The organism is Cytobacillus gottheilii, assembly GCF_001636345.1.
GTDB lineage: Bacteria > Bacillota > Bacilli > Bacillales > Cytobacillaceae > Cytobacillus > Cytobacillus gottheilii.
Genome location: NZ_KV440945.1, coordinates 3,428,399 through 3,441,338 on the forward strand (window position 1 = coordinate 3,428,399; position 12,940 = coordinate 3,441,338).

The window sequence follows — 12,940 nt, forward strand, 5'->3', positions numbered from 1 at the left end:
TGTCCTCCTTTATTCAAATAACGATTGGCCGTTTGTCTTGATCACTTGCTGGTACCATTGGAAACTTTTCTTTTTTGACCGTTTCAGTGTTCCTTTACCGTCATTATCTTTTTCAACATGAATGAAGCCATACCTTTTTTTCATTTCGCCTGTTCCGGCACTGACAATATCAATGGGTCCCCACCATGTATAACCGATAATGTCACAGCCATCCTTTATAGCTTCATTAAGCTGGATTAAATGTTTTTGAATATAATTGATTCTTTCATCATCAATAATTTTGCCATCTTTATCAAATTCATCTTTTCCGCCAAAGCCATTTTCAACAATAAAGAGCGGAATTTCATAACGATCATACAATTCATTGCAGACATATCTCAAGCCAAGAGGATCAATTGGCCAGCCCCAATCTGTTTTTTGCAGATACGGGTTGTCTTTACCGATAATGCCTCCCGTATTCCCGAGGATTTTCATGCCTGCCTCATGGGTTGAACTGCGATAGTAGCTGAAGCCAAGATAATCGACTGTGTTCTCTTTGATAAGCTCTAAATCACCATCAGCCATCTGCACATTAATATGATGCTCATCCCAAATCCGCTTTGCATATGTCGGATACGTTCCGCGAATCATCACATCAGAGTAAAACAATGATCTTCTTCTAAGCTGATAGGATTCAAAGACCGACTCTGGATGACATGTATGCGGATAAATTGGGCTTAGTGAAAGCATGGCGCCCATCATAGCATCAGGACGAATCTCTTTCAAGTGCTTTGCTGCTTTGGCAGCCGCCACAAATACATGATGTGACGCCTGATAAATATCCTGCAGCTTTGTTTCTTCATCTTGAATGAGGATGCCGCCAGCTGCTAATGGAATTGTGTGAAAATGGTTGATTTCATTAAAATTCATCCAATACTTCACTTTGTCCTTATAACGCTTAAAGATCGTAACCGCATAGCGTTCATAAAAATCAATCAGCTTGCGGTTTGTCCAGCCGCCATATTTTGTTATTAAGTTTAAAGGGATTTCGAAATGTGAAATCGTAATAACTGGTTCAATTCCATTTTTCAATAATTCATCAAAAAGCGAATCATAAAATTGCAATCCTTTTTCATTCGGCTGTTCATCGTCCCCATTTGGAAAAATACGAGACCAGGCAATGGATGTACGGAAGCATTTCAAGCCTGCTTCTGCAAAAAGAGCAATATCCTCTTTATAATGATGATAAAAGTCGATAGCCTCATGACTTGCATAATAATGACCATCTATCACTTCTCCATCAAATGTCCCGCCAACGATCCCATTTCGAATAACATCGCTTATCGCAGGACCTTTTCCATCCTCATTCCAAGCGCCTTCCGCTTGGTTGGCAGCTATTGCACCTCCCCAGAGAAAGTTCTTTGGGAAGTGTGATTGATTCGGTTTCATATGGATCAGCTCCTAAACTTCATTATTTTACAATTTCACTGCTGTTAAAAGCACATCATTGTTTGAAACAGCAGACTGCTCTGTTTCAATTACATCTGAATAATCATTAGAATTTGTGATGATTATTGGTGTTGTCAGCTCATAACCTGCTTTTTCAATTGCTTCAATATCAAACTCTGTTAATAATTGCCCTTCTTGCACTATGTCGCCCTGATTGATATGAGCTGTAAAATGCTGACTATCCAGTTTTACTGTATCAAGACCAACGTGAATGAGAACTTCTGTGCCATCATCTGCTGTTAAGCCAATAGCATGTTTTGTGTGGAATAAAGTCGTTACTGTACCTGTTACGGGCGCAAACACTTTTCCATGAGCAGGGATAATAGCTATACCTTGCCCCATTGCACCAGTTGAAAAAGCCTGATCATTCACTTCTTTCAAAGGAACGACTTTTCCGCTCATTGGTGATTTTACAACAGAGCGATTACTATCTATTTTATTATTCTGAGTCTGTGGTTTTACTTTATCATCACTAGCTGGTGTTCCTTCATCAAATCCTAAAATATACGTAAGTGCTGCTGTGAGAACAAAGGCAATGGTAATACTGATAATGTAATAAGCAAACGTGTCAGTCATAAAGGCTGGCAATGTTGTCAGAGCCGGGAATACGTATGCCATAACAGTTGTATTCATCGCGCCTGCAAACGCTCCGCCAATCGTTCCTCCGATAACAGCTGCAATCATTGGTCGTTTTAAGCGCACCGATAATCCATACACGATTGGTTCTGTTACACCTGCTAATAGAGCTGGAGCTAAAGATGAAAGTGCTAATGATTTAAGTTTCTTATCTTTTGCTTTCAGGAAGACACCAAATGCTACACCAGCTTGTGCAAATGTTGCATTTGCTACTGGCGGACGAATGGTATCAAACCCTGTTTGAGTTAAGTTCTGAAGCATCGCTGGTACAATGCCCCAGTGAATTCCAAACATAACAAGGAATGTCCAGCCTGCGCCAATAATCGCACCTGTTAACATACCGCTTGTGTTACTCATCATATCAATACCTGTAGCGATTCCATCACCTACATAAACGCCAAACGGTCCAATAAGACCTGCTGTAAGAGGAACCATAACTAATAATGAAATCATTGGAACAGCAAACATTTGAATAACTTTTGGAATAACTTTGTTTAAGAACTTTTCTAAATAAGAATATAACCAAATAGCCAAAATAGCCGGGATAATTTGACCGCTATAACTCATTAATACAATTGGCAATCCGGCAAAATCAACGATATCTCCAACTTCCTGCATTAATCCGGTAAATTTCGGCTCCATCAGTGCACCCATAATCGCTAATGAAACGAATGTATTAACTCCATACGTTTTTGCAGCCGATACAGCTAGAGCTAGCGGGAAAAAGTAAAATACCGCGTTAGATGCTGCACTTAAGATCAGATACGTACTGCTTTCTTCTGACATCCCAAAATAGGTTGTGAAGATAACAAGAAGGGCCTTCAGCATACCTGAACCGGCTAGAGTTGGTACGATCGGCGTAATAATGCTCGACATGATGTTGAACAGGCGGGCAATCGGATTACTAGTCTTCTTTTCACTTTCCTGACTGGAAGAAGTAGCAGCACTGTCAATGTTATATTGATCTGTAATCGCCTTATATACTTCTGCAACATGATTTCCAATGACAACCTGATGCTGTCCATTGCTATAAAGCACAGATACAACACCATCTAACTGCTCAAGATCCTTTTTATTTAATTTATTTCCGTTTTTTAGTTTAAAACGAAGTCTTGTCATGCAATGATAAACGCTGTCTACATTGTTTTCACCGCCGACACCTTCGACAATGGATTGTGCTAATTGTTTGTAATCAGCCATTGTGGTAAACCCCCTAATATATATTTATAATATAAAAAAAGGCATAACACTGGATGTATAAACAAGACTGGTATCAGCCTTGAAACATCACAGGTTATGCCTTTTCAGTAACACCCTGTATTCATCATTAAATTATTTTCCTCCGCGTGATGTAACACGGGAGATATGCAGAACAAGATAGACCATTTCTGCATGAGTGATTTGCATGCCAAAACCATTTTTCACATATGTTTCAATTCTTTTCACACATTCAAATGCTTCTGGATATTTATGCTGAACTTGAATGAATAGATCATCATCCTGTTCCTCAATTCGATCCTTTGATAGGATTCTCTGTGCAAAAAACTTTAAATGAGTAACCAATCTGCCATAATTCCAGGAATCTTCATCAAATTCCATTTTAAAATAATATTTAATAATGCCTAATATGTCTTGGACAATCTTGGTCATCTTTAATGTTTTATCAATTTCATTGCCTTCAACCTGCGTGTTAACTAAATGCATGGCAATAAAACCTGCTTCATCTTCATTAAAGGCCACGCCTGTTTTTTCTTTTATAATTTCTAAAGCCTTTAATCCAACTTCAAACTCTGATTTATAAAACTTCTTAGCTTCCCATAATAGAACGTTTACAATTTTCTCGCCTTTTTTATATCTTGAAATCGCATAATAGATATGGTCGGTGAGCGTGAGCAATGTATAGTCGCTGATTGAAACGTTTAGTTTCTTTCTGGCATAATCTAAGATTTCCTGTGTAATTTCAACGTATTCAACAGGTATTTCTTTTAATAAATTCGCCATCTGCAGTGATAAGTCACTTGTTTGCAAGGTAAACACTTTACTTGCCTTTGATTCATCAATAGGATCGCCCGGCTTCAGTTTAAAAGCAATGCCAGTGCCAAAGACAACAACTTCACGGTGATCTTCTGTCTTAGCCAAAATCACATTATTATTTAAAGCCTTTTTTAACTTCACACGATCGCTCCTTTCCTCAAGAATAGAGTGCCGAATCTTCGTTATTTCATTCTTATAATCAAAAAACCTGAATCAATCTCAAATAAAACTAGAGTCCTAGTCCTATCTAGATTAATTCAGGTTATGCCTTGTATAAGTAACACCCTGAGATCATTGAGTTGTATGAGTAAAGCGTTTTCTTCTTTATAGTGAAATAATAATATAAAAGATTAGAATCGTCAAAAATTTTTTTCGGAATTCAACTAGCAATAAAAGCGCCTAGGAAATTATTCAAATATAGGTATATAACCAGGGCAAATACCCTTGAAGCTGAATATGTTGTGAATGTATTCATAATAAATAAGACCATAATGGAGGATCTCAAGTGAACAACCCTTATACACAGATGTTTTACCCAAGACAGATGGAAACAACGATGCAGCCGAAGCAAGTAATTGTTGTCGAACCTTATGTGTACGCTGCGGTCAGTTCTTTAGTTGGAAAACGTGCAGTTGTAGAAACATCTCGGGGCAGCGTATCAGGTAGAGTTCTTGATGCAAAACTTGATCACATCGCCATTCAAGAAGCTGAATCAACCTTCTTTATCCGCCTTTGTGAAATCGTATGGATTATGCCTGAGTAAACAAGAAAAAATCTGAGGAGATGAAAATATGTACCGTCAAAACATGCAGCCTATGAACATGATGCAGCAGCCTGAACAAGTAATCGTGGTGGAGCCATTTGTGTATAATGCAGCAAGCTCCCTAGTTGGAAAAAGAGCTGTTATTGAAACATCTAGAGGAAGAATTTCAGGCAGTGTAATCGATGTTAAACCAGATCATATTGCCCTTCAAGAGCGCGATTCAACGTTTTTTGTTCGCCTATGCGAAGTGGTTTGGATTATGCCGGATACCACTCGTTAATAGATTTCTATTCTATATAAAAAAGAGTAAGACAAAACTGCCCAAGGGGTAGCATAATGCGCTTTACTCCTATAAGCAGGAAATTTATCTTATTTATAAAAAGGACCTAATTGGTCCTTTTTGTATTTACTCATTGTCTTCATAAATAAATAAACCATTAATCAATGATTCAAAATCAGAGGCGAGTTCAAGTATAAATATTTCATCTGTGTATTCTGCATCTACGTATATAATTGGTGGATTTTCTTTTGTTTCTCTATAATCCAGCGCAACCCATGAATGGCCGTCTCCGCATAACAGAACGATATGATTTGGAAGTCCCCATTCGTCTATATAGTATTGGTTGTCCAGAATCCCATCTTCATTAACGCCTCTAATGTGATCAACTGAAACATGATCGTCAGCCCAGCTTGTTGGAACAAGTGTCGGAAAGGCATCATACTCCAGATAGCCGCCATTTTGAATGCTGCATAGTTCAATATAAGATTTCGGCAATTTTACTCCTAGTTTAACTTCTGCTTCCTGCACCTTTTTAGGTGTTAACGCTGGCAAGCTTTCATTCCGGTCACTCCATACATTTCTTATCATATTTCCTGCTCCTAATAGTCCATTTTATTGTATTGGTTCTGGGTATTTACTTATTATGATGGAGTCCAAATCGTATCAAATCCATTCTTAATCGAATAATCATAAAGCATGATCATTTTTTTCGATTTATAATTCTCCATCCAGTTTGTTACCACTTGATCTTCTTTCTTGTCATTCAGCTCATGATTCCGCTCAATAATGAATTCAAGATAATCTCTTTTTGGCAGTTTGTCACTTTTTGAAGTGTTGCATTTATTACAGGATAGTACTAGATTCCAAATTTGATCTGATTGCACAAAAGACCAAGGTATGAAGTGATCCACATGTGTTTCTCTTGTAATCCCGGTTAACGGCTTACAACAATAAAAACAATCCGCACTAAAATACTCTAACAGGATTCTTTCAAATGGACGCAGAGAAGACCGCTTGGCAATGCTTTCAACCTTGCCTAACAGATAATTTATGCTTGGAACTTCATTCAGCTGTTCAATCATTGCTGCCAAATGATAGTTCGTCAGATTCACTATAAGCCTTTGATAATTCAGCATAAATCCATGTACAGCTGGACTTATTCTCAGGATTTCCTGCCGGTGATCAAACGAATAAAAACTTCCCCTTGTATCTCCATAAAGCGCACCGTAAACATTTTCTTTCATTGTTGACTTAATTTTGCTTACGAGTTTGATTTGCAAGTCATCGCTGATTTTATCGAAGATCATTTCATCAGGAATGGCATGATTTGTCTGTGTTTCCTTAATCAGCGTCACAACTCTGGCCGTTTTCCCTCTATTTTGGTGGATTAATTTATGTTGAACAATTAAGTTCCAATAAATCTTTGTAAAAGAATAGGCTAATTGATTGTAAGTTAACTCAAAATTGTCATTGACCATATATAAATTCTCAATTAATGCTTTAATTAGAGCATACTTATAGGTAGAAGATTTTACAGATTTGCTTGATAACACGACAGTGAGTATTCTCCATATTTCCTCGTCGGTTATATATGTTTCTCTTAGTTCTCCTACCTTTAATTTATGACTCATTGCGTTTCCTCCAAAATGCCCCGGATGCCTTGCGATTTAAATATTTTTTTCTTATCTATTTACTTATCTTAATCCTCTACATCTATAAGAAAAATCCGTTCCTGAAAACTTCCCTTTTCTTCTGCCTTCTTTTGACGAATTTTTTCAATTTCGTCTATGTCGGCACCGTGGACGATCGCAAGACTATGGATGATTTCCAAAACATCTGCCAGTTCCTCTAAGGCGTCTTGATTATCCCCAGCTATTTGATATTCGCTGATTTCCTCATTTAATTTCTTTTTCAACTCAATAATGTATTCATCTTCACTTAACCGTTTTGTATGAAAATCCTTCGCTGTGTTATTAATAATAGCTGGTATTTTATCTCGGACAAGCTTGTTATATAAAGGCATGAAGAACCTTCCTTTTATTCCTTTTACAACTTATTTTAACAGTTATATTCTGGGAAGAAAACACACTCTCCATTATGTTATTAACCTTTTTAGTAAATATAGAGAAAGGGAGGATTCTTTCCTCCCCCCTACTTGGTTTAATCTATTATTCTGTTACAAAATCCCCTTGAGTAGGTTCCTCACCACCCGCAAACTGAATGCGCAGTGATTTGGAGTTAAATAGATCTGGCGTATCCATCACCTGAAAATGTATATGTGCTTCTGAAGAATTGCCTGAATTTCCGCAAAGTCCAATAATTTGACCTTGTTCCAGAGCTTCGCCTTCTTCAACTAGGATGGAAGATTCCTTAAAATGAGCCAGCATACTGTACTCTTCATGCTCATGTTTTATAACGACATAATTGCCTGCTGCCTCTTTTTCATTCATTTCACCTGGAATATTATCGATAATATGGTTAACAACTTTTACCACTTTACCATCTGCCGGCGCTGTTACCTCTTTGCCAAAGGCATAATAGTTTTCATTCCTCGCTGGATCATCCTGATATGTAACATGTTCCTTCATCATGACTAAATCATAGGCATAACGCTGAGATTCGTATAAATAGTGATAATTGATAAACTCATTCGTTCCGCCCCAGAATACAAACCATTCTTCATTAATGGGCATCACATATTTATTCTTTGAGTATGTGTTATCAGTTTCTGGAAACGTATTATAAGGCTTTATTAAAAGGCTTTGAATAATATCAGAAGAGTCAAATGCAACACTTATTGCCTTTTCCTTGCGCTCATCAATCCACACATATTGTGTGACAAATCCAAGATGCGAAGCAGATTCAAGATGAAAGCTTTCAACATTGCTATTAAAAGATTTCAATAGCTCACTAAATTGCTGGAAGCTTACTAGTTCTTTAAATTCATTACTGCATTGTTCATAGATGACTTCCGGATTTCCATAAAGAAACATTTCACCAAAATTTTCGGGAGTTACAGGTTGATCCGTTCTCATTCTATTCATCCCTTCAGTAAATTAGATTTCTATGTTATCTCACGGCTGCATGACTATTCTTACGGATAAACGGCCATGCAGGTTTCATTTGCAGATAAAGAAAAGCTACCGAATGAAAATAACACTTATACTACATTACTGCGAGCGTTCCACTCTGTTATTCATTTATACATTTGATCGTATAAAAAAAGCTTATAACTATTGAAGGTTCAACAATTATAAGCTCCTTTTTTTTTATAAGATGGTTCTTCTCACCTGTCTCACATAAATAAAACGAACAATTAAGAAATAGATCACTTGAATAACTGTAAAGCTCCCCAATACGAGGGCTGATTCAGTCGTCAGATTATAATTGAAAAGATGTGATAATGCTGTAAGTGCCACAGCTCCGTGAACGAGTGCAACCACGATCGGCGAGAAAAAGAGCAGTGCCACTTGGCGATTGACTACCTTTTTCAGTTCCTTTTGAGTCAAACCAATTTTAGCGATAGCTTTAAATTTTCTTTTTTCCTCATCCAGGTCCGTAAACAAGCGGAAATACAGGAAACTCCCAGCAGAAACGAAGAACACGATTCCAATAAACAGGCCGATAAAAAGAATCGGTCCAAACGTTTTATTGATTTCATAAATAGAATAATCAATAGAATAGGCTTTATGCTCCAATTGTTCATTCAGTTTTCTTCCCACTTCGATGATCTGTTCTTCCTGTGCATCTTTAGCTGCCCATACAGCACTTACATCACTTCTAACCGGCTCTCCCAGCTGCCCATAGATACTGTCATTAACAACATAATACGGATTGTATATATCTAGCACAGCAGATTGAATAATAGAGCTTGGGATAATTTCTCGACCGTCTCGAATTTGGATCTCTTCTTGCATCATCATTTCGTCCACTTTTGTGTCTTCCGTTAAGATGGCCTCACTCTGACCCACAACAATTGCTTCCATTTCTGCAGGGTGAAGCTCCTCTTTTCCAGTTAATGCGGCAAAGCGATTGTAATCAGAGGCTTTTACAATCTGTACTGAGCTAATCTGTTCAGAGATATTAAAAATTTCCTCATCCATTGTTTCACTAACAGCCTCAATATTATCTTCTTCCAAGATTGCATTTATTTTTTGAATATCCTGCTGAATGACTTCTTTCGTATCATCGCCCCATGGACTATACGTAACATCGTATAATGTGGAATTCTTTACATCTTTAGTAAGGATAGACTGAAAACCATATAATGAACCAATCGCACTAAAGGCAACTGTTGAGATGATCGCTACTAAGAAGAATGTTCTTGCATTATCCTTCATGCGAAAGGAAAGATCTGAAAAAAGAAGCATATTTGTTTTCTTCCAAAAGATTGATTTATTCTTTTTCAATAGACGTATGATAAAAACACTTAACTGTGTAAACAAGAGATACGTTCCTATTACGACGACCAAAATTACGGGTATCATCGCATATACAACGAATATCCCTTTAACCAGTACAGCTGTCACATATCCAGCAATTAAAAGAATCGCAGCTATAATGGAGAGGAAAACAGAAGCTTTCGGCTCCCCCTTAGATTTCTTATCTCCTTTAATCAAATCGGTCAGCTTATTCGTACGAAGAATAAAGGAAACAAAAATCGATATAAGAAAAAAGAGTACCAGAAAGCTTCCAAATGTTACAGCAATCGCCATAGCAGGAAAATAGAAATGAAGGGATTCTTCAATAATTAAAACATTTTCTGCAATAAGCAAAATAAACTTGGCAAAGATCAATCCTCCCAGTATTCCGCCGACTGTTGCACAAAAGCCAATCAGGATATTTTCCAGAAAGACCATCAGGCGAATTTGCCGATCAGAAGCCCCCATCATGATTAACAAACCAAATTCCTTCTTTCTCGACTGCAAAAAAGAACTCATCGAATACAAAACGAAAAAGAAAGAAAATACGTAGATAATTCCGCCTGCAACTGCCATTCCGAAAATGATGTTTCTATTAATATCTCCTCCGGAAAAGGCAGGGTGAAAGGCAAAAATAGCAAAGGTGAAAAACACCATAACCGTGAACATGCTGCTTAAGAAGTATGCAATGTACAACCTTTTATTGCGGAGCACATTATTAAATGCGAACTGACGAAAAGTCATGATCATTGCCTCCCATCAGCGAAAGCATATCAATGATCTTTTGGAAAAAAGCTTGCCTGCTCTCCCCACGATGGATCTCTGAATGAAGTTTCCCGTCACGAATAAAGATGACCCGGTCAGAATAACTCGCCGCTTGCGGATCATGAGTTACCATTAACAAACTCGTTTCTTCCTTTTTGTTAATGTTCCCCAGCATATTCATAACATCCTTGGCAGCCTTTGAATCCAGATTCCCTGTTGGCTCATCAGCCAGCAGCAGCTTAGGCTGATGAATCATTGCCCGGGCAATAGCTACACGCTGTGCCTGCCCGCCTGATATTTCATATGTCCGTTTATTCATAATCGGTGTGATTCCAAGGCTTTCAGCCATTTTCCCTGCTTTTTCCTTCATTTCATTTACAGAAGCACCGTCTAATGTGAGCGGCAGCACAATATTTTCTTCCACTGTTAAGGTATGCAAAAGATTAAAATCTTGAAAAATAAAGCCTAATTCATTTCTGCGGAACTTTGCCAGCGCATTTTTCTTTAATCGATGCGGATTTTTCCCCTCGATTTCTAGATTGCCTGTTGTTGGTGAATCGTTCGTTGAAATTATATTCAATAGCGTCGTTTTCCCGCTTCCAGACGGTCCCATGATCGCCACAAACTCGCCTTTGTCTATTTCTAAATTGATATCCGTTAAAGCACGGTACGCTACTTTTCCTTCGTAAACCTTGCCCAAATTTGTAAGTTTAAGCATAACCAATCTCCTCTCAATTTCTTTCTAGTTGAAGTATAGCCTGTATCTGGTGAGCTATACGATCGATTATGCTTTCACGAATCTTACATTGATGTAAGGTTTTGTGTAGGTGAAAAAATAATGCGGATGACCGTCCCTTCTCCTTGAACAGATTCCAGCACAATCTCATGCTGAAGCCTATCAGCTACTTCTTTTACTAAATACAACCCCATCCCCGTTGATTCACGATATTTTCTTCCATTTTCCCCGGTGAAAAATTTACTGAAAACCCGTTTCTGATCTGCTATAGGAATTCCAATTCCAAAATCCCTTACCTCGAGAACACATTCTCCTAACTCTTCGTAGATCGAGATCTCAATATTTCCTGCTTGTCCAGAAGAGTACTTAACGGCATTATGTATAAGTTGCGTTAGTAAGAAGAACAGCCACTTTTCATCTGTTGCGACGGTAATTCCTGGTCTTTCTTCTTTAACCTGCGGATATACCGCATTACGAATATAAAAACGTTTGTTATCTTGATTAACCTCATGAATCAGTTTAGACAGTACAACTGGCTTAATGTGAAAATCCTCTGCAATTGTACGGAGCCTTGCCATATAAAGCACCGTATTTAATCCATTCCGCATTCTGTCCGTTTCTTCGCGAATACTTGAAGATTCAGGTTCATCTAAGCTTTGGGCTGTTAACTCAATGACCGAAAGCGGTGTCTTCATCTGATGAACCCAGCGATCCATAAATAATAAATGCTCATCCTGCTGGTCCTCAGCTTTTCGCAGCTTCTCCTGATATAACTGATATTGTGATAGAAGCAACTGATCAAGCGCCTCTGAAATAGGTGAACGTTCGGTCGTTTCTAGAGAAGCATCCAATGTTTCCATTGAATTCTGCAGACGCTGATAAAACTTCCTTCTGCTACCATATTGATAAATCAAATATCCTGATAAAAGTATTATGGATAGAAAAATAGCATAAATGACTACACCAATCCCACGGTATCCATCCAGCCAGAAGAGAACAGGAACGACCATACATTGAAAAACCTGAATCACAATTAAGAGCAGGTGCTCGCGCAGAAATAACTTCATGATTGCCCCTCATCCCAAGTAATGCGCAGCCGGTATCCTGCCCCTCTCACGGTTTCAACTGCATCCGTAATCCCAATTTCCTCAAACTTCTTCCGAACCCGGGTAATATTGACATTGAGCGTATTTTCATCCACATAAACTTGATCATCCCATAGCTTTTCCAGCAAATCCTGCCGTCCGGCCACGCGCGGATAGCGTTCAAGCAGATGTTCAATAATATCGTTTTCCTTTTTGGTTAATGTCGTTTTCCTGCCTTTGAATTGAAGTTCCAATCGCTCAGGATACAAATTAAGACCGGCCTCCGATAAAACTCTTTCTTCAAATTTAGCCGCATACTCGCCATAGGCACGGCGCATTTGGCTGCGGATCTTCGCCATGACAATATCCGGATGAAATGGCTTTGTAATAAAATCATCTCCGCCATTTTCAATCGCCATCACTTGATCCATCTCGCCTGTCCGCGCAGAAATAAAGATCACAGGGCAAATGGATTCCTTTCGAATCTGCCTGCACCAATAATAGCCGTCATAACTTGGCAGATTAATATCCAGCAGTAAAAGATTGGGCTTTACTTCCCGGAAAGTGTCTATAATCTTTTCAAAATCTGCGGCGATATTTACTTGATAGCCGTACTTTTCTATATATGAACTTAAATATTCGGCAATTTTTTGATCATCTTCAACAATCATGATTTTTTCCATATTATGATATCTCCTTTCCACAAGATAAATTTACCATACCCGTTTTGCT

General features: G+C 38.2%; 13 protein-coding genes. 2 read left to right on the forward strand and 11 right to left on the reverse strand.

Annotated elements, in window-relative coordinates:
* Positions 1-9: 9 nt before the first annotated feature.
* From A6754_RS16560 to licT, 3 genes are all read right to left on the reverse strand, one after another.
* Positions 10-1,428, reverse strand: a complete 1,419-nt coding sequence (locus tag A6754_RS16560; RefSeq protein ID WP_066448273.1) for a glycoside hydrolase family 1 protein — start codon at positions 1,426-1,428, stop codon at positions 10-12.
* A 27-nt stretch (positions 1,429-1,455) separates the two neighbouring features.
* Entirely contained in the window at positions 1,456-3,324 is a 1,869-nt protein-coding gene (locus tag A6754_RS16565; protein ID WP_066448279.1) for a beta-glucoside-specific PTS transporter subunit IIABC, read from the reverse strand.
* A 132-nt stretch (positions 3,325-3,456) separates the two neighbouring features.
* Positions 3,457-4,299: a BglG family transcription antiterminator LicT gene (licT, locus tag A6754_RS16570; protein ID WP_066448281.1), complete on the reverse strand. Its 843-nt coding sequence runs from the start codon at positions 4,297-4,299 to the stop codon at positions 3,457-3,459.
* Between the two features lie 364 nt (positions 4,300-4,663).
* On the opposite strand from licT, the gene A6754_RS16575 reads away from it, so the two are divergent.
* Positions 4,664-4,921: a YuzF family protein gene (locus tag A6754_RS16575; protein ID WP_257298301.1), complete on the forward strand. Its 258-nt coding sequence runs from the start codon at positions 4,664-4,666 to the stop codon at positions 4,919-4,921.
* Between the two features lie 28 nt (positions 4,922-4,949).
* Positions 4,950-5,201 carry a DUF2642 domain-containing protein gene (locus A6754_RS16580; protein WP_066448283.1) on the forward strand — a complete coding sequence of 84 codons (252 nt, stop codon included), beginning with the start codon at positions 4,950-4,952 and terminating at the stop codon, positions 5,199-5,201.
* A 126-nt stretch (positions 5,202-5,327) separates the two neighbouring features.
* Here A6754_RS16580 and A6754_RS16585 read toward each other — a convergent pair whose 3' ends face one another.
* The 8 genes from A6754_RS16585 to A6754_RS16620 all read right to left on the reverse strand — a co-directional run bounded on the left by A6754_RS16585 (position 5,328) and on the right by A6754_RS16620 (position 12,891).
* Positions 5,328-5,789, reverse strand: coding sequence for an SMI1/KNR4 family protein (locus A6754_RS16585; RefSeq protein WP_066448289.1), 462 nt, complete (start codon positions 5,787-5,789; stop codon positions 5,328-5,330).
* A gap of 53 nt (positions 5,790-5,842) precedes the next feature.
* Positions 5,843-6,832 carry an HNH endonuclease gene (locus A6754_RS16590; protein WP_066448291.1) on the reverse strand — a complete coding sequence of 330 codons (990 nt, stop codon included), beginning with the start codon at positions 6,830-6,832 and terminating at the stop codon, positions 5,843-5,845.
* 68 nt (positions 6,833-6,900) lie between these two features.
* Positions 6,901-7,224 carry a nucleoside triphosphate pyrophosphohydrolase gene (locus A6754_RS16595; RefSeq protein WP_066448293.1) on the reverse strand — a complete coding sequence of 108 codons (324 nt, stop codon included), beginning with the start codon at positions 7,222-7,224 and terminating at the stop codon, positions 6,901-6,903.
* Positions 7,225-7,369: 145 nt separating this feature from the next.
* The gene (locus A6754_RS16600) at positions 7,370-8,236 is read right to left on the reverse strand and encodes a M23 family metallopeptidase (RefSeq protein WP_156495811.1); all 867 of its coding nucleotides are present in this window, start codon (positions 8,234-8,236) and stop codon (positions 7,370-7,372) included.
* Between the two features lie 234 nt (positions 8,237-8,470).
* Positions 8,471-10,366 carry an ABC transporter permease gene (locus A6754_RS16605; RefSeq protein ID WP_066448298.1) on the reverse strand — a complete coding sequence of 632 codons (1,896 nt, stop codon included), beginning with the start codon at positions 10,364-10,366 and terminating at the stop codon, positions 8,471-8,473.
* Positions 10,341-11,105, reverse strand: a complete 765-nt coding sequence (locus tag A6754_RS16610) for an ABC transporter ATP-binding protein (RefSeq protein WP_066448301.1) — start codon at positions 11,103-11,105, stop codon at positions 10,341-10,343. Before A6754_RS16610 ends, A6754_RS16605 begins: the two co-directional genes overlap by 26 nt.
* A gap of 83 nt (positions 11,106-11,188) precedes the next feature.
* Positions 11,189-12,190, reverse strand: coding sequence for a sensor histidine kinase (locus A6754_RS16615; RefSeq protein WP_066448307.1), 1,002 nt, complete (start codon positions 12,188-12,190; stop codon positions 11,189-11,191).
* On the reverse strand, positions 12,187-12,891 hold the full coding sequence (locus A6754_RS16620; protein ID WP_066448314.1) for a response regulator transcription factor: 705 nt from the start codon (positions 12,889-12,891) through the stop codon (positions 12,187-12,189). The genes A6754_RS16615 and A6754_RS16620 overlap by 4 nt, the downstream gene beginning before the upstream one ends.
* Positions 12,892-12,940: the final 49 nt, after the last annotated feature.